Annotated in this window: 23 protein-coding genes; 18 read left to right on the plus strand and 5 right to left on the minus strand. The window is 65.7% G+C overall.

Translation table 11 applies throughout. The features are described from left to right. Positions 1-59: 59 nt before the first annotated feature. From paoA to FYJ91_RS10250, 4 genes are read left to right on the plus strand one after another with little or no spacing between them, the layout of a single operon-like run. Complete coding sequence (paoA, locus tag FYJ91_RS10235) at positions 60-701, plus strand: aldehyde dehydrogenase iron-sulfur subunit PaoA (protein WP_149522131.1); 642 nt, start codon at positions 60-62, stop codon at positions 699-701. Next, complete coding sequence (locus tag FYJ91_RS10240) at positions 698-1,633, plus strand: FAD binding domain-containing protein (protein WP_149522132.1); 936 nt, start codon at positions 698-700, stop codon at positions 1,631-1,633. The genes paoA and FYJ91_RS10240 overlap by 4 nt, the downstream gene beginning before the upstream one ends. A gap of 7 nt (positions 1,634-1,640) precedes the next feature. After that, positions 1,641-3,845, plus strand: a complete 2,205-nt coding sequence (gene paoC / locus FYJ91_RS10245) for an aldehyde oxidoreductase molybdenum-binding subunit PaoC (RefSeq protein ID WP_149522360.1) — start codon at positions 1,641-1,643, stop codon at positions 3,843-3,845. Between the two features lie 11 nt (positions 3,846-3,856). Further along, a complete protein-coding gene (locus FYJ91_RS10250) occupies positions 3,857-4,279 on the plus strand; it encodes a GFA family protein (protein WP_149522133.1) in 423 nt (140 codons plus the stop codon). 6 nt (positions 4,280-4,285) lie between these two features. On the opposite strand, the gene FYJ91_RS10255 is transcribed toward FYJ91_RS10250, so the two are convergent. Beyond that, positions 4,286-5,872, minus strand: a complete 1,587-nt coding sequence (locus FYJ91_RS10255; RefSeq protein WP_149522134.1) for a GMC family oxidoreductase — start codon at positions 5,870-5,872, stop codon at positions 4,286-4,288. 304 nt (positions 5,873-6,176) lie between these two features. Between FYJ91_RS10255 and FYJ91_RS20595 the strand changes: the two genes are divergently transcribed. Then, complete coding sequence (locus FYJ91_RS20595; protein WP_181008440.1) at positions 6,177-9,032, plus strand: TonB-dependent receptor; 2,856 nt, start codon at positions 6,177-6,179, stop codon at positions 9,030-9,032. Between the two features lie 126 nt (positions 9,033-9,158). Here FYJ91_RS20595 and FYJ91_RS10265 read toward each other — a convergent pair whose 3' ends face one another. After that, positions 9,159-9,872 carry a DUF2889 domain-containing protein gene (locus tag FYJ91_RS10265; RefSeq protein ID WP_149522135.1) on the minus strand — a complete coding sequence of 238 codons (714 nt, stop codon included), beginning with the start codon at positions 9,870-9,872 and terminating at the stop codon, positions 9,159-9,161. A 47-nt stretch (positions 9,873-9,919) separates the two neighbouring features. On the opposite strand from FYJ91_RS10265, the gene FYJ91_RS10270 reads away from it, so the two are divergent. Then, entirely contained in the window at positions 9,920-10,441 is a 522-nt protein-coding gene (locus FYJ91_RS10270) for a nuclear transport factor 2 family protein (protein ID WP_181008441.1), read from the plus strand. Further along, entirely contained in the window at positions 10,438-10,878 is a 441-nt protein-coding gene (locus tag FYJ91_RS10275; RefSeq protein ID WP_149522137.1) for a nuclear transport factor 2 family protein, read from the plus strand. Before FYJ91_RS10270 ends, FYJ91_RS10275 begins: the two co-directional genes overlap by 4 nt. A 96-nt stretch (positions 10,879-10,974) precedes the next feature. On the opposite strand, the gene FYJ91_RS10280 is transcribed toward FYJ91_RS10275, so the two are convergent. The 3 genes from FYJ91_RS10280 to FYJ91_RS10290 all read right to left on the minus strand — a co-directional run bounded on the left by FYJ91_RS10280 (position 10,975) and on the right by FYJ91_RS10290 (position 13,203). Then, the gene (locus tag FYJ91_RS10280; protein ID WP_149522138.1) at positions 10,975-11,322 is read right to left on the minus strand and encodes an EthD domain-containing protein; all 348 of its coding nucleotides are present in this window, start codon (positions 11,320-11,322) and stop codon (positions 10,975-10,977) included. After that, the gene (locus tag FYJ91_RS10285; protein WP_149522139.1) at positions 11,322-12,635 is read right to left on the minus strand and encodes an MFS transporter; all 1,314 of its coding nucleotides are present in this window, start codon (positions 12,633-12,635) and stop codon (positions 11,322-11,324) included. The genes FYJ91_RS10280 and FYJ91_RS10285 overlap by 1 nt, the downstream gene beginning before the upstream one ends. Before the next feature lie 178 nt (positions 12,636-12,813). Continuing rightward, positions 12,814-13,203, minus strand: a complete 390-nt coding sequence (locus tag FYJ91_RS10290) for a VOC family protein (protein ID WP_425474004.1) — start codon at positions 13,201-13,203, stop codon at positions 12,814-12,816. 290 nt (positions 13,204-13,493) lie between these two features. Between FYJ91_RS10290 and FYJ91_RS10295 the strand changes: the two genes are divergently transcribed. The 11 genes from FYJ91_RS10295 to nadA all read left to right on the plus strand — a co-directional run bounded on the left by FYJ91_RS10295 (position 13,494) and on the right by nadA (position 24,319). Then, positions 13,494-14,696, plus strand: coding sequence for a M24 family metallopeptidase (locus FYJ91_RS10295; RefSeq protein WP_246152554.1), 1,203 nt, complete (start codon positions 13,494-13,496; stop codon positions 14,694-14,696). Between the two features lie 111 nt (positions 14,697-14,807). Beyond that, on the plus strand, positions 14,808-16,247 hold the full coding sequence (gene leuC, locus FYJ91_RS10300; RefSeq protein WP_149522141.1) for a 3-isopropylmalate dehydratase large subunit: 1,440 nt from the start codon (positions 14,808-14,810) through the stop codon (positions 16,245-16,247). After that, positions 16,247-16,825, plus strand: coding sequence for a 3-isopropylmalate dehydratase small subunit (gene leuD / locus FYJ91_RS10305; protein WP_149522142.1), 579 nt, complete (start codon positions 16,247-16,249; stop codon positions 16,823-16,825). Before leuC ends, leuD begins: the two co-directional genes overlap by 1 nt. Before the next feature lie 49 nt (positions 16,826-16,874). Then, the gene (locus FYJ91_RS10310; RefSeq protein WP_149522143.1) at positions 16,875-17,198 is read left to right on the plus strand and encodes a DUF1476 domain-containing protein; all 324 of its coding nucleotides are present in this window, start codon (positions 16,875-16,877) and stop codon (positions 17,196-17,198) included. A 5-nt stretch (positions 17,199-17,203) separates the two neighbouring features. Beyond that, on the plus strand, positions 17,204-17,437 hold the full coding sequence (locus tag FYJ91_RS10315; RefSeq protein ID WP_149522144.1) for a BolA family protein: 234 nt from the start codon (positions 17,204-17,206) through the stop codon (positions 17,435-17,437). A gap of 10 nt (positions 17,438-17,447) precedes the next feature. After that, entirely contained in the window at positions 17,448-17,777 is a 330-nt protein-coding gene (gene grxD / locus FYJ91_RS10320) for a Grx4 family monothiol glutaredoxin (RefSeq protein ID WP_149522145.1), read from the plus strand. 1,018 nt (positions 17,778-18,795) lie between these two features. Then, positions 18,796-20,307, plus strand: a complete 1,512-nt coding sequence (locus FYJ91_RS10325) for an ATP-binding protein (protein ID WP_181008442.1) — start codon at positions 18,796-18,798, stop codon at positions 20,305-20,307. 109 nt (positions 20,308-20,416) lie between these two features. Continuing rightward, entirely contained in the window at positions 20,417-21,280 is an 864-nt protein-coding gene (locus FYJ91_RS10330; RefSeq protein ID WP_149522147.1) for a class I mannose-6-phosphate isomerase, read from the plus strand. Positions 21,281-21,288: 8 nt separating this feature from the next. Continuing rightward, the gene (locus FYJ91_RS10335) at positions 21,289-22,377 is read left to right on the plus strand and encodes a mannose-1-phosphate guanylyltransferase/mannose-6-phosphate isomerase (protein WP_425474014.1); all 1,089 of its coding nucleotides are present in this window, start codon (positions 21,289-21,291) and stop codon (positions 22,375-22,377) included. A gap of 69 nt (positions 22,378-22,446) precedes the next feature. Beyond that, the gene (locus FYJ91_RS10340; protein WP_425474015.1) at positions 22,447-23,307 is read left to right on the plus strand and encodes an MBL fold metallo-hydrolase; all 861 of its coding nucleotides are present in this window, start codon (positions 22,447-22,449) and stop codon (positions 23,305-23,307) included. A gap of 22 nt (positions 23,308-23,329) precedes the next feature. Beyond that, a complete protein-coding gene (gene nadA / locus FYJ91_RS10345) occupies positions 23,330-24,319 on the plus strand; it encodes a quinolinate synthase NadA (protein WP_149522150.1) in 990 nt (329 codons plus the stop codon). Positions 24,320-24,399 lie beyond the last annotated feature (80 nt).

Raw genomic sequence — 24,399 nt, forward strand, 5'->3', positions numbered from 1 at the left:
GGCGTGTCGCGCGTCGTGCGAGGCACGTCTCCAATCCTCTGGGCAGAGAGGACTTCGAATTGAACAATGATCGGCCATTGGCCCTTACGCGTCGTGGCGTGCTCGCGAGTGGTGTCGCAAGCGCGGCGACCAGTGCGGCCGCGCCGCTTTTGGCGGCGCCTCCATCCCCCAAAGCCAAATCCACGGAGGTCGCGCTGATGCAGACCACGCTCAAGGTGAACGGCAAGACCGAGCGGCTCGATCTGGATCCGCGCACCACTTTGCTGGATGCGCTGCGCGAGCATCTACACCTGACCGGCACCAAGAAAGGCTGCGATCATGGGCAATGCGGCGCGTGCACGGTGATCGTGGAGGGCAAGCGCATCAACAGCTGCCTGACGCTCGCGGTGATGCACGATGGCGATGCGATCAAGACGATCGAGGGGCTGGGCACGCCGGGCGATCTGCACCCGATGCAGAAGGCGTTCGTCACGCATGACGGCTATCAATGCGGCTATTGCACGCCGGGGCAGATCTGCTCGGCGGTGGCGGTTCTCGACGAACTCAAGGCCGGCATTCCCAGCCACGTTTCGGCAGATCTCGACAAGATCGCCTTCTCGCGCGACGAAATCGTCGAGCGGATGAGCGGCAACATCTGCCGCTGCGGCGCCTATTCGAACATCTTCGAAGCCATTGCCGACGTCGCGGGAGAAAAGGCATGAAGCCCTTCACCTACGAACGCGCATCGACCCCGGCCGAAGCGGCGGCGATGGCGGCGGCCAAACCGGCCTCGCGCTTCATAGCGGGCGGCACCAATCTGCTCGACCTGATGAAGCTGCAGATCGAGACGCCTCAGCATCTGATCGACGTCAACCGGCTCGATCTGGATCGGGTGGAGCCGACAAAGGATGGCGGCCTGCGGATCGGCGCGCTCGTCCGCAACACCGATCTGGCGGCGAACAAGATCGTGCGGCGCGATTATGCGGTTTTGAGCCGCGCGCTGCTCGCGGGTGCCTCGGGCCAACTGCGCAACAAGGCGACGACCGCGGGCAACCTGCTCCAGCGCACCCGCTGCCCCTATTTCTATGACACTACCAAGCCGTGCAACAAGCGCAAGCCCGGCAGCGGCTGCGCGGCACTGGGCGGGATCAACCGAGGTCTGGCGATCATGGGGACGAGCGAAGCGTGCATCGCGACCCATCCGTCCGACATGGCGGTGGCGATGCGGCTGCTCGACGCGAGCGTCGAGACGGTGAGTGCCGACGGCGCGACCCGCGCGATCCCGATCGCCGATTTCCATCAGCTACCCGGCAAGACGCCCCACATCGAGACTGCGCTCAGGCCGGGCGAACTCATCACCGCCGTCACCCTGCCGGCGCCGATCGAGGGACGTCACGTCTATCGCAAGGTGCGCGACCGCGCGTCCTACGCCTTCGCGCTGATCTCGGTCGCCGCGATCGTCGGCCCGAAGGGGCAGCGTTTCGCCTTCGGTGGCCTCGCGCACAAGCCATGGCGGGTCGAGGCGGCGGAGAAGCTGTCCGGTCCGGATGCGATCACCGCATCGGTGACGCTGGGCGCCAAGACGACGCCCCAAAACGCGTTCAAGATCCCACTCCTGCGCCGTACCCTTGGCGCCGTGCTGGCGGAGGCCTGAGATGCCGCTGAAATTCGACACCCCCGCCGGCATCAACCCGATCGACCGGCAGAACGTCATCGGCCGCCCGCAGGACCGGCTCGACGGTCCACTCAAGGTCAGTGGCCTCGCGCCCTACGCTTATGAACGCCACGATGTCGCGCCCGACGCGGCTTATGGCGTCATGGTCGGCTCGGCGATCGCCACCGGACGGATCGTCCATATCGACGCGGCCGATGCCGAGGCGGCGCCGGGCGTGATCGCGGTCGTGACGGCGGCCAATGCCGGCCCGCTCAAGAAAGCGGACTCGCACACCGCCAAATTGCTCGCGGGCCCCGAGGTCGAGCATTTCGACCAGGCCGTCGCGCTGGTGGTCGCCGAGACGTTTGAACAGGCGCGCGACGCCGCCAAGCTCGTGCGCGTCGATTATGCTCCCGGCAAAGGCCGCTTCGATCTGGCGAAGGAGAAGGATGGCGCGCCTTTGTCCCCCGACGGCTTCGCCAAGGCGGCCAGCAAGGCGGGCGATTTCGAAGCGGGTTTCAAGAAAGCGCCGGTCAAGATCGACCAGACTTATAGCACGCCCGATCAGGCGCATGCGATGATGGAGCCGCACGCGACCACCGCGCGCTGGGATGGCGACCAGCTGACCCTGTGGACATCGAACCAGATGATCGCGTGGAGCGTTCGCGATACCGCGACCACGCTCGGCATCGACAAGTCGAAGGTGCGTCTCGTGTCGCCTTATGTCGGCGGCGGCTTCGGTTCGAAGCTGTGGATCCGCGCGGATGCCCTGCTCGCGGCCCTGGGCGCGAAGGCGACGGGCCGCGCGGTCAAGGTCGCGCTCGCCCGACCCCAGATCTACAACAACACCACGCACCGCCCCGCGACAATCCAGCGCATCCGTATCGGCGCGGACAAGGACGGGGTGATCGACGCGATCGGGCATGAAAGCTGGTCGGGCGATCTGCCCGGTGGCGGCGCCGAGATCGCCGCGATCCAGACGCGCCAGCTTTATGGCGGCGCGAACCGGATGACCGCACATTATCTCGCCACGCTTGACCTGCCCGAAGGCAATGCGATGCGCGCGCCGGGCGAGGCCGTCGGCCTGCTCGCGCTCGAAATCGCGATGGACGAACTCGCCGAAAAGGTCGGCGTCGATCCGGTCGAGCTGCGCATCCGCAACGACGTGCAATATGATCCGGAAAAGGGACCGAGCGTCCCCTTTTCCAGCCGCAAGCTGGTCGAATGCCTGCGCACCGGTGCGGAACGTTTCGGCTGGGACAGGCGCAACCCGAAACCGGGCCAGATGCGCGACGGGCGCTGGCTGGTCGGCATGGGGATGGCCGTGGCGTTTCGCGGCGCCCCCGCTACCAAATCGGCCGCGCGGATCATCGTCGACGGCAAGGGCCGGGTTACGGTCGAAACCGACATGACCGACATCGGCACCGGCAGCTATACGATCCTCGGTCAGACGGCGGCGGAGATGATGGGCGTGCCGCTCGATCACGTCACCGTGAACCTGGGCGACAGCAATTTTCCCGCTTCGTCGGGATCGGGCGGGCAATGGGGCGCGGCCAGTTCGACCGCCGGCGTCTATGCCGCCTGCGTCGCGGCGCGTGCGGCGATCGCGCAGAAGGCCGGGTTCAACGCCGATGATGCCGATTTCGTCGACGGCCATGTCGTCGCGGGCAATCGCCGGGTGAAGCTGGGCGATGCGGCGGGGCCGGATGGCGTGACGGTGGTCGATCAGATCGAGTTCGGCGATCTTTCGAAGAAGTTCGCCCAGGCGACCTTCGGCGCGCATTTCGTCGAAGTCGGGGTCGACGTCGAAACCTGCGAGGTCCGCATCCGCCGGATGGGCGGCGCCTTCGCCGCGGGTCGCATCCTCAACCCCAAATCGGCGCGGAGCCAGGTGATTGGCGCGATGACGATGGGGATCGGCGCGGCGTTGATGGAGGAGCTGATCGTCGACACGCGCTTCGGCTATTTCGTCAATCACGACATGGCCGAATATCATGTCCCCGTGCACGCCGACGTTCCGCACCAGGACGTGTTCTTCGTCGACGAACTCGACGACAAGGCGACCCCGCTCAAGGCCAAGGGTGTCGGCGAACTCGGCATCTGCGGCGCGGGCGCGGCCGTGGCCAACGCGATCTACAATGCGACAGGCGTGCGGCTGAGGGACTATCCGCTGACGCTGGACAAGATTCTGGAGGGGCTGGAGACGGCTTGAACGGGGGCGGGATGGCGACGGAAAAGCAGGTACATACCGGGCAGTGTCATTGCGGCGCTGTCCGGTTCGAAGCGACGCTTTCGGACGGTTTCGAGACCATCCGACGCTGCACCTGTTCCTATTGCCGGATGCGCGGAGCCGTTGCAGTGTCCGCTGAAATGGGAGGCATCCGCTTCCTGAGCGGCGAGGATGTGCTGACCAGCTACCGCTTCAACACCGGCGCTGCGCAACACTTCTTCTGTTCGCGCTGCGGCATCTACACGCACCACCAGCGGCGATCGAACCAGGCGCAATATGGCGTAAACGTCGCTTGCCTCGACGGCGTCAGCCCGTTCGATTTTGCCGAGGTGCCTGTCCTCGACGGGGTGAACCATCCGAACGACACCGGCGTCGCCCGACGGGCGGGCACGCTGCGCTTCATCCCTGAACAGTAGCCGGCGTCACGCATCCTCCAGCATCATCGCGGCGGCTTTCTCCGCGATCATCATCACCGGCACGGCGGTATTCCCCCGCACGATATCGGGCATCACCGACGCATCGACCACGCGCAGCCCGTCGATCCCGTGGACCCGCAGCCGCGCGTCGACCACCGATAGCGCGTCCTTGCCCATCCGGCAGGTGCCGACGCCGTGATAGACGGTCTCGGCGGTCTTGCGGACCTGCGCCTCGATCTCGGCGTCGCTCTCGGCCTCCGGCCCCGGCATAACCTCCTCGCCCCGGAAGCGATCGAAGGCGGGCTGCTGCACGATCTCGCGCGCCAGCCGGATCCCCGCGACAATCGTGCGCCGGTCATAGGCTTCGGCGAAGAAGTTCGGATCGAGCACCGGCGCGTCGAGCGGGTTGGCCGAGGCGAGGCGCACCGTGCCCCGGCTCTCCGGTCGACACACGTTCACGATCGCCATCGATCCATGCGTCGTCGGCACCGACCGGCCGTGATTGGCATAGATCATCGACACGAAGTGAAATTGCACATCGGGCTCGGGCAGGCTGGGATCGGTCTTCAGGAAGCCCGCGACCATCGGCGCGGCCTCCGCCGCAACGCCGGTCTTGAACAGCAGATATTGGAGACCCGCCAGCGCCATCCGGTGCGGCTTCATGTAGATCAGGTGGCTCACCGGATCGGGCGAGGTGTAGCTAACGAACGCGCTCATATGATCGATGAAGTTGCGCCCGACGCCCTTGAGTTCGTGGCGCACGAGGATGCCATGTTCGGACAGATGATCCGCCTCGCCGATCCCCGACAGCATCAGCACCTGTGGCGAATTGACCGCGCCCGCCGAGACGACGACCTCCTCTGCGGCCTGCGCGGTCTTGGTCCGCCCGTTCTGGACATAGGCGATCCCGGTCGCGCGCGATTTCTCGATCGTGATCGCGGTGATCTGCGCGCCGGTCTCGATCGTCAGATTCTTGCGATGCCGGATCGGATCGAGGAAGGCGACCGCTGCGCTCTGGCGCTTCCCCTTGTGGATCGAGCGATCGTAGAGGCCGACCCCCTCCAGCGTGGGGCCGGAAAAGTTGGTATTGTACGGATGGCCCAGCTGCTGCGCCGCCTCCATCCACGCGGGCGTCATCGGTCCGCGCGGCGCGATCGGCGCGACCCGAAACTCGCCGCCCGATCCGCGCGCTTCGCCACCGGTCGCCGATGTTTCAAGCTTCTCGAAATAGGGGCGGACATCGTCATAGGCCCAGCCTTCGAGGCCCAGTTGGCGCCAATGATCATAATCGCTCGCCGCCCCGCGCACCGCGACCATCCCGTTGATCGCGCTCGACCCGCCCAGCACCTTGCCGCGTGGATAATAAAGCGACCGCCCGTCGAGATGCGCCTGCGGGGCGGTGTGATAACGCCAGTCGACCTTGCCGCTGCGCATCAGCCGCTGAATGCCCGCGGGCATGTGGATCAGTGGATCACGATCGGCCGGACCCGCCTCGACCAGCAGCACTTTCACTGCCGGATCGGCCGACAGCCGGTTCGCCAGCACGCAGCCGGCCGATCCTGCGCCGACAATGATATAGTCGTAGCTGCTCATCCTCACCCTCATCTGTTCTTTGGATGCGGTGATGCCTCACCCTGTCCTCCCCCGCTAGGGGGAGGTGGCGCCGAAGGCGACGGAGGGGGAGGGCGGCGATCCGCAATGTTCCGTATCCTCCCCCTCCGTCAGCTGCGCTGCCACCTCCCCCTGGCGGGGGAGGATCGAAAGTAGGTGATTGCCGTTCAGCCCCCAGAAATCGGCAACATGTTTCCGCAATGAAATATTGCGACGGATTCGCGCTGTAGAGCGGCGGGCGTAGCAAGGGCGGAAGCAGCCGCCATTGGGGATCAAAGGGGATTTCATGCGGGACGTCGCGCGCCTGATGCTGGCGAGCTTTTTGACGGGTGGCGTTGGCGCCGCCGCGCTGGCGCAGGGGCTGCCCCCGGTCAATGCGGGCGCGGCCGCCGCCGCGAGCGACGCCGCCGATTTCGAGGATGCGCAGGCGATCGTCGTGCGCGGGCAGAAGCTGCCGGGCGCAACCCTTGGGGAGATCCAGCCCGAAACCATGTTGTCGCCCGCCGACATCCGCTCTTACGGCGTCAGCACCGTTTCCGAATTGCTGAGCGAACTTTCCGCGCAGACATCGACCGGGCAGGGGCGTGACGGCGGCGCGCCGGTCGTCCTGCTCAACGGCAAGCGGATCTCGGGCATGGCCGAAATCCGCGATATCCCGACCGAGGCGATCCGCCGCGTCGATATCATGCCCGAAGAAGTCGCGCTCAAGTACGGCTATCGGCCCGACCAGAAGGTCGTGAACATCGTCCTGCGCCCGCGCTTCCGGGCCACCACGACCGAGCTGGAGGGATCGACCACCACCGAAGGCGGGCGCGAGACCGGGCAGGCCAATGCCTATATGCTCCGCATCCAGGGCGACAATCGCCTGAACCTGGGCCTGCGTTACCAGCGTGCCGAGCCGCTGCTGGAATCGGATCGCGACGTCACCTCGCGCGCACTGACACAGCCCTATGATCCCGTCGGCAACATCACCGCGCCGCGCGGTGCTGCGTCGAGCGAGATCGATCCGACGCTGTCGGCGCTGGCGGGAACGCCGGTCACAGTCGCCGGCGTGCCGGTGGTGGCGGGGAACGGCCGGCCCACGGTCGCGTCCTTCGTGCCCGGTGCGAACCGTGCGAACGTCACCGACACGGCGGGTTTCCGCACGTTGCAATCCTCGACCGACCAGCTCGTCGCCAATGTCGTGCTGGCGCGGCCTTTGTGGGACGGCGTGTCGGGCACGTTCACCGGCACCTTCACCGCCAACGGCAGCACGTCGGATCAGGGGCTTGCGACCGCCAGCCTCAATGTGCCGGCGGGCAGCGCCTTTTCGCCCTTCACCCGCCCGGTCCAGCTCTATCGCTTCCTGGGCGACGATGCGTTGCAGCAGCGGGTGCGCAGCACCGACACTGTGGTGGGCGCCAACCTCAACGGATCGTTCAGCGGAACGTGGCGCTGGAACTTCACCGGCAGTTTCGATCATGCCGATACGCGCACGCGCACCGATCGCGGCTATGACCTGACCGGGCTGCAATCGGCGATCAACCTGGGCACGGTGAACCCGTTCGGCGCCTATTCGGACGCACTGTTGCCGACCCGGCCGGACGATCGCGCGCGCGCCAAGAACGATATCGGCAAGGCCGCCTTCGTCACCAGCGGCACGATCGCCAGCATCAAGGCGGGCGCGATCAGCGGCAGCTTCACGGTCAGCGGCGAATTCAACGAACTCGATTCCACATCGACCCGGCTGGGCGTCGTCACGCGCAGCAATTCGTCGCGCAAGATCGGCAGCGGGCAGGCGAGCGTCGACGTGCCGATCGCCAGCGCGCGCAACGACGTGCTGCCTTTCCTGGGAGAGCTTTCGGTCAACCTGAATGCCGGCATCGATCAGGTATCGAACTTCGGCGCGCTCAAGACCTATGGCGTCGGCACCAACTGGCGCCCGGTAAAGGGCGTGTCGCTCGTCGCCTCCTTCACCAGCGACGAAGGCGCGCCGACCGTGCAGCAGCTGTCGAACCCGGTGATCGCGACGCCGGAGGTCCGCGTCTATGATTTCGTCACCGGGCGCAGCGTCGACGTGATCCGCACGTCGGGCGGCAATCCGTTCCTGACCAACGACAACCGCCACGTCTGGAAACTGGGCGTCACGTTGAAGCCATTCACCGAGGATCTGACGCTGCAGGCGAACTATGTCCGCACGCGCACCCGCAATTCGGTGGCCAGCTTCCCGCTTGCGATCGGCGGTGTCGAGGCGGCGTTCCCCGGCCGCTTCACCCGCGATGTCGACGGCAACCTGACCGCGATCGACGCGCGCCCGATCCAATATGAGCGTGAGGACAGCCAGCAACTGCGCTGGGGCATCAACTTCTCAAAGGGGTTCAAGACCGCGGCGGGCGAGCGCCAGCAGGCCGAGATGCGCGAACGCTTCGCCGCGATGCGCGCCGCGCGTGAGGCGCAGCGCGAACAGGCGCCGACGCCGCAGCAGCAGGAATCGCGCAATGCCGGCGACAGCGGGCAGGGCGAGCGTGCTGGCGGCGGCGGGCTGGGTGGTGGTCCGGGCGGCCCCGGTGGTCCTCCGGGGGGCTTCGGCGGCCCGCGTGGCCCCGGCGGCGGGCAGGGTGGCCGCATTCGCCTGTCGGTCTATCACACCTGGTATTTCCAGGATGAGATATTGATCCGGCAGGGCATACCGAAGCTCGACCTGCTCGATGGCGCCGCGACCGGCAACAATGGCGGGCAGCCGCGCCACCTGATCGATGCGCAGTTGAACGTGACGCGCAACGGCCTCGGCTTCCGGTTGGGCGCCAAATATCAGAGCGCGACCAAGGTGACGGGCGGCAGCGTCAATGCAGTCGGATCGACCGGCGACCTGCGCTTTGGCGATCTCGCGACCGCCAGCCTGCGCCTGTTCGCCGATGTCGGCGGCATTCCGGGCATGGCAGTGAAGCATCCGTGGACGCGCGGGCTGCGCGTGTCGCTGGGCGTCGACAACGTCTTCAACCAGCGCATCCGGGTGCGCGACGCGACCGGCGCGACTCCGCTCAGCTACCAGCCCGAATATCTCGACCCGCTGGGCCGCGTGGTGAAGATCAGCATCCGGAAATTGTTCTTCCCGACCTTCCCGCAAGGGCCGGGTGGGCCGGGGCGTGGCGGCGGGGACTAACCAATTCCTCCCCCGCCAGGGGGAGGTGGCGCCAAAGGCGACGGAGGGGGAGGACGGCGACTAACTAGCGTCTCGTGTCCTCCCCCTCCGTCAGCTTCGCTGACACCTCCCCCTGGCGGGGGAGGATTAGGTAAGAGGCCAGCGCCCTTCGCCGGAAAAATCCACATAGGTCCCGACATTCCGCCGCGAATGCGGCCGCACGTTGAACTGGAGCGTGTGGCAGCTCGCAATACTGCCGCTCGTCCCCGCGCGCTCGACCTTGTCGGTGTCGAAATTGCGCGCCTGGCCGATGTGGCAGGCACGGCGCAGCAGCATCGCGGCCTCGCGCGTGTCGGCATCCTCGTCGCCGATCGCCTTGGCGAGGCGCTGCACGCTCTGCCCGGTCCACGGCCCCGCGACGATCGTGTCGCCCTGAACCTGCCAAGCGAACATAGCCGCACCGTCGCGCTCGATGCTCGCGTGGAGCAACCCGTCGATTTCCTCGATCTCGATTCGGTAGAGCCGCCGCAGCCCCGGCTCCAGCGCATGAGCCGCCGCGAGGTTCACGATGTCGAGCGTGTGGGTGCAGCTTCGGAACCGGTCGTCGGGATCGTCGAACGCGGCGGGGGAGACGAGCGGCGTCCCCGCCAGCCGTGCGGTCGCAATCGCGGCGCTGGGGCAGGTGTTGAAGGGCGTGCGAATATTGTCGCTCTCGACACTCTCGATCGTCGCGCCGTCATGGCGGATCGTGATCGCGAAGCTGTGCAGATCGTCTTCCAGCGCGGCGCGAGCGATACCCTGCTCGATCGAAAAGCTGACCGCGCGGCGATAGGGGCCGGGACGATGGAGGTAGAAGTCCATTCCAATCCAATGCCATTGAGTTAATGGAATTGCGAGAGGAGAGCGGGATGGCGGACGAGCGGGCGATAGAGGAGCTGCTGGCGCGCGAGGCGATACGGCGGCAGCTGAGCAATTACGGGCGCGGCATGGACCGGATGGACAAGGATCTGGTCCGCGGCGTCTGGCATGCCGACGGCACGCTCGATTATGCACTGCCCGGCATCACCACGCCCGAGGCGCTGATCGATCATGCCTGGGCCTTCCACCACAAATGCAGCGTCCTGCTGCACCGGCTGATCCAGATCACGATCGACGTCGACGTGGCGACGGGCCGCGCGGTCAGCGAAGCCTATTGCATCGCCAGCCTGTTCCGCGAACTCGAGCCGGACGCGAAGTATCGCGAGCATTTCTTCAACGCGCGCTACCTCGACAAGTGGTCGTATCGCGACGGGCGCTGGGCGGTCGATCATCGGCAGGCGATCGCCGATCTGGGCGGCAGCCGCGATATCGAGGCGCGCTTCCTGCCGCGTCAGGGGCGGCTCGACACCAGCGATCCTTCCTACGCTTTGTTCGCGAGTCTCGACGCATGACGATGGACGAGGTCATCGCGCGCGAGTGCATCCGCGACACGATCGCGCGCTACAACATGAACGGGGACAGGATGCGCACCGACGCCTTCCTGGCCTGCTTCACCGAGGATGCGGTCTATCAGTCGGACGTGTTCGACCTGCACGGGCGCGATGCGATCCGCGACTGGATGGCGGGCAATGCGGGGCCGAGCGACGGGCCGCGCGTCAAGTTTGTCCGCCACCACATCACCACCTGCCTGATCGACATGGACGGGCCGGACGCGGCCGACGTCCGGACGTACTATCACGTCTATACCGACACCGGGCCGGACCACACCGGCTATTATGTCGATCGCTTCGCGCGCGTCGGCAACCGCTGGCTGATCGCGCATCGCAAGGTGCGGACCGACTGGGCTCGGCCCGACAGCGTGTTCATCGCGAGCCATGCCGCCAAATGATCCTCCCCCGCGAAGGCGGGGGCCCATCCGCTCTATTTTCTTGTGCCATCGCTTGCGGCGAGACTGGATAGGCCCCCGCCTTCGCGGGGGTGACGGTTAGGATAGGTCGCTGTCGCACTCCTCGACCGCGAAGACGCGCATCGTCGCGCGGTCGAGGAAGTGAGCCTCGTCGGCGGCGATGCGGGCGGCGACGTCGGGATTGGCAAGGTCGATCAGCGCGGCTTCGTGGCTCGCCTTGTCGTCGAACCACATCTCCATCATCACGTCGAAATCGACTTGGCCGGCCAGCGGCTCGGGAAAGCGGCGGACGTAGCGGCGCACGCGGCTGCGCAATGCGGGCATGATCGACAGAGCGAGCGGGGCGTGGACGCCCTCATAATGCGCGCGGAAGGCTTCGGGGGTGACGCTGGGCAGGCGGCGGATCAGGCAGACGATCTTGTACATTAAAGGATTTCGCTTTCCGCCGCCGCGCGCCGGGATGCGGGCAGGCCGAGGACGAGCAGCAGCATCGACGCGGGGACGAACAGGGCCGCGGTCGCCGCGATCGAGTGGCCGACCCTGTCGGGCGCGCCGAAGACGTAGTCGGTGAAGAAGGCGACCGTCATCGGGCCGATCGTCGTCGCCGTTACCGTCATCACCAGCATCACCAGCGCGATCGTGCGCCCGCGATAGCGCGCGGGGACGCTCATCTGCAGGTGGCCGACATAGGATGCGGTGAAGGGCATGACGAGGTGGAGGATACCGATCATCAGATAGGCCATCGCCGCGCTGCTCGCGAAGAGGATGCCGAGCGACCCCGCCGCGACGACGATGAAGCCGCCGTAGATCAGGTAACGATAATGCGGATCGCGGACGCCCGCCTCCATCATCCGATCGATCAGCCAGCCGCCGAACACATAGCCGACGACCCCGGTGACAAGCTGGATCATGCCCAGCGTGATCCCGATCTCCCCGGTCGGCAGGCCGAAGACACGCGACAGCAAGGCCGGCTCCCACGCCGCGAGGCCGTAGGCGAAGGCACCCCACAAGGCGACGGCCGACGAGAGCGTGCCGAGATAGGCGGTATGATCGCGCAGCCAGCGGCCATAGCCGGGGTCAGTCTCGGATGCTGCTTGGATCGCGGGCGCGTGACGGTGCGTCGCGGGAGCGAGGAAGATCAGGAAGGCGAGCGCGACGCCGACCGCGCCCGCGATCAGGAAGACGAGCCGCCACGCGCTGACCGTGCCAATGACGGGCAGCACGATGTCGCCGGCCTGCTGCGACCAGATCACGATCATCCCGCCGACCGCGAGCGCGACCCCGGTGCCGATTGCGGCCCCCGTCGCCAGTACGCCGGTCGCCATATTGAGCCGGCGCGGCGGGAACAGATCGGGCAGCATCGAATAGGCGGCGGGCGACAGCGCCGCCTCGCCAATCCCCACGCCCATCCGCGCGACGAACATCTGGGTGAAGTTGCGCGCAAGGCCGCAGCCCAGCGTCGCGATCGACCAGCCGGTGACGCCCACATAGATGATCCAGCGCCGCGAATAGCGATCAACCGCCCAGCCCAGCGGGATACTGCACAGCCCGTAGAAGATCGCGAAGGCAAGGCCCTGGAGCAGGCTCAACTGGAAATCGTTGATCCCCAGCTCGGCCTTGATCGGATCGACCAGCAGCGAGATCACCTGTCGATCGAGGAAGGACACGATGTTCAGGAGGACGAGGATCGCGAGCGTGACATAGGCGCGTGGCGATACGCGATCGGGTGCTGCGGTCATGTTTTCGATCCCCTCTTCGGCCCATCTTTGCGGGTCTCAAAAGCAGGCTTCGCATCTTTTAATCGTCATTGCGAGGAGCCGGAGGCGACGCGGCAATCCACTCCGACCTGCGGACTGGATTGCTTCGCTACGCTCGCAATGACGAGGTGGGGAGGCGAGGTCGCTTTCCCCGACGTCCTCACATCGGGAAGTCGAAATAGGCGCCCAGCTTGTTGCCGTCGGGGTCGCGCAGATAGGCGCCCATCTTGCCGCCGGTCTGGGGCTTGGGTTCGGGCTGGCCTTCGCAGGTGCCGCCATTGGCAAGGCCCGCGGCGTGCCAGGCGGCGACGGATTCGGGACTGGGCGCTTCGAACAGGATCGTGCCGCCATTGGCGAACGACGTCGGCTCGCCATTCGCGGCTTTGCCGAGGATCAGGACGGGGCTGTCCTCGCCACGATACATGAGGATCGGATAGCCGGCCGGCGCGCTGTTCGCGGGGCCGCCGATCGCGGCGAAGGTGGCGTCGTAAAAGGCGCGGCTCTTGTCGATGTCGGCACAGCCCAGACGAAAGCTCTTGATCATTCGCATATTCGAATCCCTCTCCCGCATATCGATGTGGTTTGCGCGTTGTGGCGGGAGGCGGCGGATAAGGGAAGATGTTGCCTTTTATCCTCCCCCGCCAAGGGGAGGTGGCAGCGTAGCTGACGGAGGGGGAGGACACGATGATCCTGAGTTGGCCGCCGTCCTCCCCCTCCGTCGCCTTTGGCGCCACCTCCCCCTGGCGGGGGAGGATTGTGAGATGCGAGACTGCGTGACATCGTGCCCACATGATCTTCTCCCGTCGCTCCCTCCTCCGTTCCGCAGCTTTTGGCGCGTCGATGGTCGCGCTGCCGTCGATCGTGCGCGCGGCCGAGCCCGATCTGTCGGCGCTGCAAAGCCTGACCACCGGTGTGAAACCGATCGGCATGGAGGAGCGGCTCGCGCGCGTCGCCAAGGCGCAGGGGCTGATGCGCAAGGCGGGGATCGGCGCGGTGCTGATCGAAGCGGGATCGAGCCTCGATTATTTTACCGGGGTGAAGTGGTGGCGCAGCGAGCGGCTGACCGCCGCAGTCCTGCCGGTCGAAGGACCGGTGCTGATCGTCACCCCTTTCTTCGAGCGCCCCTCGGTCGAACAGACCTTGGCGATTCCAGCCGATGTGCGCGTGTGGCAGGAGGATGAGGATCCGCTGAAGCTGATCGCGGGCTTCCTGGCCGAGCGCAAGCTGACCGGGCAGCCGATCGGGATCGAGGAGACGGTGCGCTTCTTCGCGTTCGACGGGATCCGGCGGGTCTTGCCCGACGCGACGATCGTTTCGGCCAATCCGGTCGTGCGCGGATGCCGGATGATCAAGACGCCGGCCGAGATCGCGTTGATGCAGACGGCGACCGACGTGACGATCGCCGCTTATCGCTGGATCCAGCCGCGCGTCGAAAAGGGGATGACCGAGCGTCAGATCGCCGCGCTGATGGACGCCGCGACCGCAAAGCTGGGCGGGCATTCGGACGGCGGGCTGGTGCTGGTGGGGGAGGGCGCGGCCTATCCGCACGGCAGCATCAAGCCGCAGGTCGTGGCCGACGGGCAGATCGTGCTGATGGACTGCGGCTGCTCGGTCGAAGGCTATCAGTCGGATGTCTCGCGCACCTGGGTGTTCGGATCGGCGAGCGCGGAGCAGCGCAAGGTGTGGGATCAGGTGGCGGAGGGGCAGCGGATCGCCTTTGCGGCCGCGAAGCTGGGCGCGCCGGCGGGTTCGGTGGATGACGCGGTGCGCGGCTATTATGAGAAGCTGGGCTACGGCCCGCGCTACGCATTGCCGGGCCTGTCGCATCGGACCGGGCACGGCATCGGGATGGACGGGCACGAGCCGGTCAACCTCGTCCACGGCGAGACGACGCCTTTGGCGCCGGGGATGTGCTTTTCGAACGAGCCGGGGCTTTACCGTCCGGGATCGTTCGGGGTGCGGCTGGAGGATTGCTTCCACATGACCGATAGCGGGCCGAAATGGTTTTCCGAGCCGCCGAGGAATATTGAGGCGCCGGTTTAATCTTCTCCCTCTCCCGCAAGCGGGAGAAGGCCAAGAAGCTGAAACCCCCGCTAGGCGGATAGCAAGCCTCTCTCTTTTGACAAAGTCGATGGCGCGCGTAAGGCAGCGCGCATGACTACCAAGCCCCGCACCCTGTACGAGAAGATCTGGGACGCCCATGTCGTCGAACGTCGCGACGACGGCACCTGCCTGATCTACATCGACCGCCACCTGGTCCACGAAGTCACGAGCCCGCAGGCGTTCGAGGCGCTTCGTATCGCAGGACGCAAGGTGCGCCGGCCCGATCTCACCCTCGCGGTGCCCGATCACAACCTGCCGACCACGCCGCGCCTCGATGCGCAGGGCAAGCGCATTCCGATCGCCGATCCGGAATCGGCGCAGCAGCTTGCCGCGCTCGAGGTCAACGCGCCCGAATTCGGCATCCGTTACATCCCCGACACCGCGCCCGAACAGGGCATCGTCCACGTCGTGGGCCCCGAACAGGGCTTCTCGCTGCCCGGCACGACGATCGTGTGCGGCGACAGCCACACCGCCGCGCATGGCGGTATGGGCGCGCTGGCCTTCGGCATCGGCACGTCGGAGGTCGAACATGTGCTGGCGACCCAGACGCTGCAGTTGAAGGAATCGAAGACGATGGAGGTCCGCGTTGAAGGGGCGCTGGGTCTCGGCGTCGGCCCCAAGGACGTGATCCTGCACATCATCGGCAAGATCGGCGCGTCGGGTGGCACCGGCTATGTCATCGAATATACCGGAAACGTCTTCCGCGAGATGTCGGTCGAAGGGCGCCTGACCGTGTCCAACATGTCGATCGAGGGTGGCGCGCGCGCCGGCCTGATCGCGCCCGACGACACAACCTTTGAATATCTCGCCGGCCGTCCGATGTCGCCGAAGGGCGCCGAGTGGGACAAGGCGGTCGCGTGGTGGCGCAGCCTCGTGACCGATGCGGGCGCGACCTATGACAAGGTCGTCGTGATCGACGCGGCCGATATCGCGCCGTGCCTCACCTGGGGCACCAGCCCCGAGGACGTGGTGCCGATCACCGGCGTGGTGCCCGACCCCGCGAGCTTCGCCGATCCTTCCAAGCAGGTCGCGGCGCAGAAGTCGCTCGACTATATGGGGCTGATCCCCGGCACGCCGATGCGCGAGGTTCCGGTCGAGAACATCTTTATCGGCAGCTGCACCAACAGCCGGATCGAGGATCTGCGCCAAGCCGCCGAAATCGCCAGGGGGCGCCACATCGCGCCGAACGTCAAGCAGGCGCTGATCGTCCCCGGATCGGGTCTGGTGAAGCGGCAGGCGGAGGCCGAAGGGCTCGACCGCATCTTCCTCGACGCCGGTTTCGAATGGCGCGAGCCGGGCTGTTCGGCATGTCTGGCGATGAACCCGGACAAGGTGCCCGCGGGCGAACGCTGCGCATCGACGTCGAACCGCAACTTCGTCGGCCGGCAAGGGCCGGGTGCGCGCACCCACCTGGTCAGTCCCGCCATGGCGGCTGCTGCGGCGGTGACGGGCAAGCTGACCGATGTTCGCGACCTGATGGAGGCCAAGTGATGGAACCCGTTCGCGAGGTCGAAGGGCGCGCTTATCCGCTGGCGCTGAAGAATGTCGACACCGACGTCATCATCCCTGCACCCTATCTGAAGACGATCACCCGCAAGGGGCTGGGCAAGGGCGCGTTCGAATCGCTGCGCGCGCAGCCGGGCAACGTGTTCGACGATCCCGAATATGCCGGCGCGCCGATCATCATCGCGGGCGACAATTTCGGCTGCGGATCGAGCCGCGAACACGCCGCCTGGGCGCTGGTCGACATGGGCGTGACGGCGGTAATCGCGCCGTCCTTCTCCGACATCTTCTCGGGCAATGCCTTCAAAAACGGGATCGTGACGGTCGTGCTGCCGCAAGAGGCGATCGACCGGCTGGTCGAGGTTGCCAAGACCGATCCGATCACGATCGACCTGGAGCATCAGACCGTGACGACCCCGTTCCAGGATCGTTACACCTTCGAAATCGATCCGTTCCGCAAGCAATGTCTGGTCGAAGGGCTGGATGAAGTGGGCCTGACGATCGCGCGGGAAACGGCGATCGCGGCTTTCGAAGGCAAGATGGCGGCGGAGCGGCCTTGGCTTTGACGTCCGGGCGCCCTATCTGCCGACTCGATAAGTTGGACCAGGGGTAAGCATGACGACCTTCGACGATCGCGAAAAGGCCTTCGAGAACAAGTTCGCGCACGATCAGGACATGGCGTTTCGCGTTACCGCGCGCCGCAACCGCCTGGTCGGCCAGTGGGCCGCGCAGCTGATGGGCCTGACCCCGGCCGAAACCGATGCCTATGCCAAGGCGGTCGTCCAGGCCGATTTCGAGGAAGCCGGCGACGAGGACGTTATCCGCAAGCTGCTGGGTGACATCACCTCGGCGGGTGTCGAGGTCGATGATGCCAAGATCCGTGCGGCGCTCGACGCCAAGATGATCGAGGCGCGTCGCCAACTGATGGAAGGCAAGTAAACGTCATGCCGATGGCGGCCGATGAGATCGAGACACTGATCAAGGCCGGGATTCCCGACGCGATCGTCGAGATCACCGACCTGGCGGGCGATGGCGACCATTATTCGGCGCGGGTGGTGAGCGAGAGCTTTCGCGGCCAGACGCGGGTGAAACAGCAGCAGCGCGTGTATGAAGCGCTGGGCGGCCGGATGGGCGGGGTGCTTCACGCGCTCCAGCTCAAGACGGCCGTTCCCGAGTAGGAGCAAGACGATGAGCGATGATACCCAGGCCCGCATTGCATCGGCCGTGAACGCGGCGGACGTGCTGTTGTTCATGAAAGGCACGCCGCTCTTCCCCCAATGCGGCTTTTCGAGCCGCGCTATCGCGATCCTCGATCGGCTCGGTGTCGAATATGCGACGCTTGATGTCCTGCAGGACGCCGGGATCCGCGCCGGCATCAAGGAATATTCGGACTGGCCCACCATCCCGCAGCTTTACGTGAAGGGTGAATTCGTCGGCGGATCGGACATCATGATGGAGATGTACGAGACAGGCGAGCTAGCCGACCTGATGGAAGAAAAGGGCATCGCGGCGAGCTGAAGCTTCGCGGCGACGATCGAGACAGGGGCCGGGCGGAAACGTCCGGCCTTTTTGGTGATGGGGGTGTTCCCACACGCGCTGTCACCCCGGACTTGATCCGGGGTCCAGCTACCTTTGCCGACGTTGAATGGGAAGCAGAAGCTGGATCCCGGATCACGTCCGGGATGACGATTGTTGGGAGGGGTAGGCTCGCCTCTCTCCCTCGTCATTGCGAGGAGCCGCTTGCGGCGACGCGGCAATCCACTCCGAAGTGCGGACTGGATTGCTTCGTCGCCTTCAGCTCCTCGCAATGACGAGGTGGAGAGAGAAGCGATCTGCCGCGGACGCATTTGTGGCGTAGAATCAGGACAGGGAGAGGTCGACGCGTCCTGCCAATGGGGCACCCGGACGCGGGTAACAGGGTGGTCTGGTGCGGGCATGGCTGGGGCCGGCGGAGCGTGGGCCCGAGCCTGTCACCAGGCTATGGGCGCGCCCAATGATTGGCTGCGGCCGCCCTTGCGAGGCGACCCCGGTGATGGGATTGGGAAAAGGTCTGTCCGGTCGGGGCTACCCGGGATGCGGGCTGTGACGCCCGCAGTGGATCGGCCCTGTCTTTCCTTCGAAACCCAAATCCGCTTCCGCACACCGGCGGTTTTACCAGCACATGCCGGCGGGAGTCCGGATGACTTCGCGCCGACCTTTTCACGGCCCGGAAACGGAGCGAGCTCTGCTCCGGGCCGGTCCTGCATCCGTCCCGCCCGTCGGCGAGGGGATGGATAAGTGAATAACCTAAATGGTTCGTTTTGTCAAGGTTCGAAGTTCTCCCCGATGCGGGGAGGTGGCGCCGAAGACGACGGAGGGGGTAGGAGGCAGGGCACAACGTTCAGTCTCCTGCCTCTCCACCGCGCTTCGCGCTGTGCCCTTCCCCGTGCCCGGGAGGAATTGGGAGGGCCCGCTGCCATACGGATCGAATGTCGTACGAAAACGTCATAGCATCGAAGCCGGCGCGCAGATCGGTCCAACGAGCAGAGGATCGCGCATGATATCCGTCCTGATCGCCGAGCGCGATGCGATCGATGCGGCCCTGCTGCGTCGGCAGCTCGAAAGCAGCGGATGCGACGCGACCGTCGTCACCGATGCCGGGGAGGCGGCGGGGCTGATCGAATCCGCGGGCGGATCGCTGTCCGGCCTGATCGTCAATGTCGAACTCGGCGACGGGGTGAATGGCTGGGATCTCGCGCGGCGCCTGCGCGAGGTCAATCCGGGGGCTGCGATCGGCTATATTTCGGGGCTGGGGCCCGGCGACTGGGCGATCAACGGCGTGCCGGGCAGCGTCCTGATCGGCGCCCCGGGCGGCGACAAGACGCTGCCGGACGAGTTTTTTCGCTTGTGCCGTGCGCGACACCATCATCGCGGCGTATTGCAGATCGCGTTGTCCGACGAGCGTGGACTCGATGCCGCGATCCGCACCGAGCGTGAAGCGCTGCAGGAACATCTTCAGCGCACGCCGAGCTTCATCGCCGTGCTCGATGGACCGGAGCATCGCTTCATCTTCGCTAACGAAGCCTATGTGCGGCTTGTCGAGCGCGAAGTGGTGGGGAGCACAGTTGTCGAATCCTTTCCTGAGGCTGAGCAGCAGGGCTTCGTGGAAATCCTCGATCGAGTTTACCGGACGGGTGAGGATTTCGTTGCGCACGGGGTCGAATTCTACATGAAGCGCGAGGGGGTGGAGAATAAGATCGCCTATCTCGACCTCGTCTATCGCCCGATCCGCAATGCGGAAGGGCGCATCCACGGCATCTTCGTCGAGGGCGAGGATTTGACCGAGCAGTTGGAAACCCGCGAGCGGCTGGCGACGCTGCAAAGCGAGCTGATCCACGTCGCGCGGATCAATGCGATGGGCGAACTGGCGTCCGCGCTGGCGCACGAACTGACCCAGCCGCTCGCGGCCATCCAGAATTACGTGTCCGCAGCAGGATTGCTGACCGCGCGACATGGCGTGGACGAGCGGGTGTCCGAATGTCTCGAGGGTGCGAGCGCCAGCGTGCAACGCGCGGGCAATATCATCCATCGCTTGCGCGCGATGACGATGCGCGGCCCGGTGCGGCAGGAAAGTGTCGCGATCGAGCCGCTGCTTCGCGAAGCGGTGACAATGGCAATGACGTCGGCAGGACGACATGACGCCCGCATCACCTATGATCTGCGCGCGCGCGGGCGGGTGCGCGTCGACCCGGTTCAGCTTCAACAGGTCGTGATGAACCTGATCCGCAACGCGATCGAGGCGGCAGGCGCGGCAGTACCCGATCTCATCCTGTCGACCACCGACGAAGGCGACATGACCCGATGCTGCGTGCACGACGCGGGACCCGGCATCGCCGCCGAGATGATGCCGCGGATATTCCAGGCCTTCGCCACGTCGAAGCCCGACGGCATGGGAATTGGCCTGTCGCTGTCGAAGCGGATCATCGAAACCCACGGCGGCCGGATGACCGCCGCCAACAACGCAGACGGCGGCGCGAGCTTCTGCTTCACGGTGCCGCGAGACCGTTGACGCGGGTTCTATATTCTAGACACCGCTCCTGCAAATTGGATGATTTACCGTTGCGTCCGCACCAGCTTATTGCAAAGCGGAGCGCGATCGGATTCCGGGAAGGTTTACGTTGTCAATTATCAAGTTGAAGACCCATCGCGTCCTCAAGCCTTGGGGACGGCATGATTTGGCGCCTTTGTTCGCGGACCAACCCGGCGACCAGGAAGCTGTCGGCGAGATATGGTATGAGGAAGGGGGCGGTGCGGCCGAGCGCGACCTTCTGATCAAATATCTGTTCACCAGCGAGAAGCTGTCGATCCAGGTACATCCCGACGACGAATCGGCGCAGGCGCGCGGGTTTGCGCGCGGCAAGGATGAGGCGTGGGTCGTTCTGGCTGCGGAAGATCACTCGACGATCGGGCTGGGGCTGAAGAAAGCGGTCAGCCATGCGGCTTTGCGCGCAGCTTCGCTCGATGGATCGATCGAGCAACTGCTCGACTGGAAGCCGGTGAAGGCCGGCGACGTCATTTATTCGCCTGCCCGCACCGTTCACGCGATCGGCGCGGGGCTGCGGGTGATGGAGATCCAGCAGAACCTCGATCTGACCTATCGGCTCTATGACTATGGCCGCCCGCGCGAGCTGCACCTCGATGACGGTATCGTGGTAGCCGATCCCAGGCCGTTCGAGGGGAACCCGCCACCTCGCGTCCTGTCGGCTGGGCGCGAGGTCATCGCGGAAGGTGGAAAGTTCGTGCTGGAGCGCTGGACGGCCGCTGGCGATCAATGGCTCGCGCCGGGTTCGGTGCCGCTGTGGGTCATGCCGGTGCGTGGCGCGATCGACCTTGATGGGCAGCCCTTCGCGATCGGAGAGGTCGCGATCGTTGAAGATGCGGCGCGAATGACGATTGCGCCGGATAGCCTGGTCTATGCGGCCTATCCCGGCGCCGACGTGATAGGCGATCTGATCGGCGGCACGGAAAAGCAGACCGGTTAAGGAGACGAATTTTGACGACCCTCATCACGCCGGTGATCCTTTCCGGCGGATCCGGCACGCGGCTTTGGCCTCTCTCGCGCTCCAAGCGCCCGAAGCAGTTGCTCGCCCTCACGGGTACGGAGACGATGCTGCAGATGACGGCGGGACGCTGCGTCGACGGTGGGCGCTTCGGCAAGCCGATCATCGTCACCAATGCGGCGCATGCCGAGGATATCGGCGCGCAGTTGACGGCTTCGGGGTTTACGCCCGCTGCGATCATCACCGAGCCCGCCGGCCGCAACACCGCGCCCGCAATCGCGCTGGCCGCGATCGAAGCGAATTCCGATGCCGCGCTGCTGGTGATGCCGAGCGATCACGTGATCTCCGATGTCCCTGCCTTTCACGCGGCGATCGAGCGCGCGCTGCCGCTGGTTGCAGAAGGCTGGCTCGTAACCTTCGGCATCACGCCCGACGCGCCGGACACAGGCTTTGGCTACATCCAGCGCGGTGAAGAGATCGTCGCTGGCGTCCAGCGCGTCGCGGCCTTCGTGGAGAAGCCCGATCGCGCGCGGGCCGAGCAATATCTGGCACAGGGGAATTATAGCTGGAACGGCGGCATCTTCCTGTTCCGCGCGGACACCTATCTCACCGCTCTGGAGCAATATGCGCCGACGATGGCGAAGGCTGCGCACGCCGCGATGGCAGGCGCCACGCGGGATGGCGCGATCGTCGCGCCCGAGCGCGAGACGTTTCTCCAGTCTCCTTCCGAATCGATCGACTATGCGATCATGGAGCGCGCCGACCAGGTGGCGGTGGTTCCCGTCGAAATGGGCTGGTCCGATCTCGGCAGCTGGGACGCCCTCCACGACATCGCCGAGCGCGATGTCGACGGCAACGTGATCCACGGCGATGTCGTCGCGATCGACACGTCGCATTGCCTGATCCGGGGCGAGGGCGTCGTGGTGACGACCGTTGGGGTCAAGGATCTGATCGTGGTCGCAACCCGCGACGCGGTGATGATCCTGCCGCGCGGATCGAGCCAGGAGGTCAAGCGCGTCGTGGAACAACTCAAGACACGCGCCCATATCACGCTCGATATGCCTTTTCCGATGGATTGAGCTGAATGGTGGTCGCTCGCTTGACGTGAAGTTCTTCACAATCAGGTCGGGTGATGCCACATGCCCCCCATGGGAGAGACGCTTTACGGTGTGGCGCAGGCCGAACATCCGCTGGTGCGGCGCGTGCTGGCGCATAATCCGTCGGCCTTCACCTATACGGGCACCCAGACCTATATCGTCGGCCAGCGCGACGTGGCCGTGATCGATCCCGGCCCCGACATGGAGGATCATGTCGACGCGATCGTCGCGGCGATCGGCGGCGCGCCGGTGAAGGCGATCGTCTGCACCCACACCCATCGCGACCACAGCCCGGCTGCGGCGATGCTGAAGGCGCGGACGGGCGCGCCGATCATCGGCTGCGCGCCGCTGACGATCGAGGCGGTGGGGCCGCGCGCCGATGCGTCTTTCGACAAGGATTATGCGCCCGACGGCGTGCTGGCCGATGGCGACCGGATCGAGGGCGACGGCTGGACGATCGAGGCGGTCCATACGCCCGGCCATACGAGCAACCACCTCTGCTACGCGCTGCCCGAGGCGAACGTGCTGTTCACCGGCGATCATGTGATGGGGTGGTCGACCAGCGTGGTCGCACCACCCGATGGCGATATGGGCGCCTATCTGGAAAGCCTGGAGCGGCTGATGGCGCGGACGCAGGACGCGATCTATCATTCGGCGCATGGCGATCCGATCGAACGGCCGCACCGCTTCGTGCGCGGGCTGATCGGTCACCGAAAGCAGCGCGAGGGGCAGATTTTGCGGCTTCTGGAGAAACAAGTGGGGTCGATATCCGCGATGGTCGGCACTATGTATGTCGGCGTCGATCCGCGCCTGCACGCCGCAGCCGGCCTGTCCGTGCTGGCGCACCTGATCGACATGAAGACCCGGGGGCTCGTACGCGAGACCGGCGACCAGTGGAGCCTGGCTGCGTAAGCGGCCTCTGGAGTGATTTGATATGACTGCGATCGTTCAGAATCTGAGCGGGCTGGACCTGCGCGCCGAAATCGACCGGCTGCGCAAGGAACGCAACGCTGTGATCCTCGCCCATTATTATCAGGCGCCCGAGATCCAGGATCTCGCCGATTTCGTGGGCGACAGCCTCGATCTGTCGAGGAAGGCCGCCGCCACCGACGCCGACGTCATCGCCTTTTGCGGCGTGCGCTTCATGGCCGAGGTGGCAAAGATCCTGTCGCCCGAGAAGACCGTGATCCTGCCCGACATGGATGCGGGATGTTCGCTGGAGGACAGCTGCCCGCCCGAAGAGTTCGCTCGGTTCCGCGCGGCGCATCCCGATCATCTGGCGCTGACCTACATCAACTGTTCGGCGGCGGTGAAGGCGCATAGCGACATCATCGTCACCTCGTCGTCGGCTGCGACGATCCTGTCGCAGATCCCGCTGGACCAGAAGATCATCTTCGCCCCCGACCGGCATCTGGGCGGCTATTTCGCGCGGACGACAGGGCGTGAGATGCTGCTGTGGGAAGGCAGCTGTATCGTCCACGAGGCGTTCAGCGAGACCGAACTGATCAAGCTGAAGGCACAGCATCCGGGCGCGCCGGTGGCGGCGCATCCCGAATGCCCGGTCCACATCCTCGACCACGCCGACTATGTGGGTTCGACCCGCGGCATCCTCGATTATGTGCTGAGCGATCCGGCAGAAACCTTCATCGTCGCGACCGAGCCGCACATCATCCACCAGATGGAGAAGGCGGCCCCGCACAAGACCTTCATCGGCGCGCCGGGCGCGGACGGCAACTGCAACTGCAACATGTGCCCATACATGGCGCTCAATACGCTCGAGAAGCTGTATCTGGCGCTGCGCGACCTCACGCCCCGGATCGAGGTGGACGAGGAAACGCGTGTCGCGGCGAAGCGCTCGCTCGACCGGATGCTCGAGATGACGGGCGGGTTGTCGGGGCCGGATGTGGGTCGGCCTAAGCTTTAACCCCCAACCGTTCGTGTCGAGCGAAGTCGAGACACGGTGGCTGGGCGCTTGTGAACGTGTCTTGACTTCGCTCGACACGA

Source organism: Sphingomonas montanisoli (assembly GCF_008274695.1).
GTDB lineage: Bacteria > Pseudomonadota > Alphaproteobacteria > Sphingomonadales > Sphingomonadaceae > Rhizorhabdus > Rhizorhabdus montanisoli.

Bases quoted from the DNA above. Each gene is read 5' to 3' on its own strand.
- FYJ91_RS10240 (WP_149522132.1), top strand. From the start codon at position 698: ATGAAGCCCTTCACCTACGAACGCGCATCGACCCCGGCCGAAGCGGCG.
- FYJ91_RS10310 (WP_149522143.1), top strand. From the start codon at position 16,875: ATGACGACCTTCGACGATCGCGAAAAGGCCTTCGAGAACAAGTTCGCG.
- FYJ91_RS10315 (WP_149522144.1), top strand. From the start codon at position 17,204: ATGCCGATGGCGGCCGATGAGATCGAGACACTGATCAAGGCCGGGATT.
- FYJ91_RS20595 (WP_181008440.1), top strand. From the start codon at position 6,177: ATGCGGGACGTCGCGCGCCTGATGCTGGCGAGCTTTTTGACGGGTGGC.
- FYJ91_RS10340 (WP_425474015.1), top strand. From the start codon at position 22,447: ATGGGAGAGACGCTTTACGGTGTGGCGCAGGCCGAACATCCGCTGGTG.
- FYJ91_RS10265 (WP_149522135.1), bottom strand. From the start codon at position 9,872: ATGGACTTCTACCTCCATCGTCCCGGCCCCTATCGCCGCGCGGTCAGC.
- leuC (WP_149522141.1), top strand. From the start codon at position 14,808: ATGACTACCAAGCCCCGCACCCTGTACGAGAAGATCTGGGACGCCCAT.
- FYJ91_RS10285 (WP_149522139.1), bottom strand. From the start codon at position 12,635: ATGACCGCAGCACCCGATCGCGTATCGCCACGCGCCTATGTCACGCTC.
- FYJ91_RS10275 (WP_149522137.1), top strand. From the start codon at position 10,438: ATGACGATGGACGAGGTCATCGCGCGCGAGTGCATCCGCGACACGATC.
- FYJ91_RS10255 (WP_149522134.1), bottom strand. From the start codon at position 5,872: ATGAGCAGCTACGACTATATCATTGTCGGCGCAGGATCGGCCGGCTGC.
- FYJ91_RS10325 (WP_181008442.1), top strand. From the start codon at position 18,796: ATGATATCCGTCCTGATCGCCGAGCGCGATGCGATCGATGCGGCCCTG.
- FYJ91_RS10270 (WP_181008441.1), top strand. From the start codon at position 9,920: ATGGCGGACGAGCGGGCGATAGAGGAGCTGCTGGCGCGCGAGGCGATA.
- FYJ91_RS10295 (WP_246152554.1), top strand. From the start codon at position 13,494: ATGGTCGCGCTGCCGTCGATCGTGCGCGCGGCCGAGCCCGATCTGTCG.
- nadA (WP_149522150.1), top strand. From the start codon at position 23,330: ATGACTGCGATCGTTCAGAATCTGAGCGGGCTGGACCTGCGCGCCGAA.
- leuD (WP_149522142.1), top strand. From the start codon at position 16,247: ATGGAACCCGTTCGCGAGGTCGAAGGGCGCGCTTATCCGCTGGCGCTG.
- grxD (WP_149522145.1), top strand. From the start codon at position 17,448: ATGAGCGATGATACCCAGGCCCGCATTGCATCGGCCGTGAACGCGGCG.
- FYJ91_RS10280 (WP_149522138.1), bottom strand. From the start codon at position 11,322: ATGTACAAGATCGTCTGCCTGATCCGCCGCCTGCCCAGCGTCACCCCC.
- FYJ91_RS10290 (WP_425474004.1), bottom strand. From the start codon at position 13,203: ATGCGAATGATCAAGAGCTTTCGTCTGGGCTGTGCCGACATCGACAAG.
- FYJ91_RS10250 (WP_149522133.1), top strand. From the start codon at position 3,857: ATGGCGACGGAAAAGCAGGTACATACCGGGCAGTGTCATTGCGGCGCT.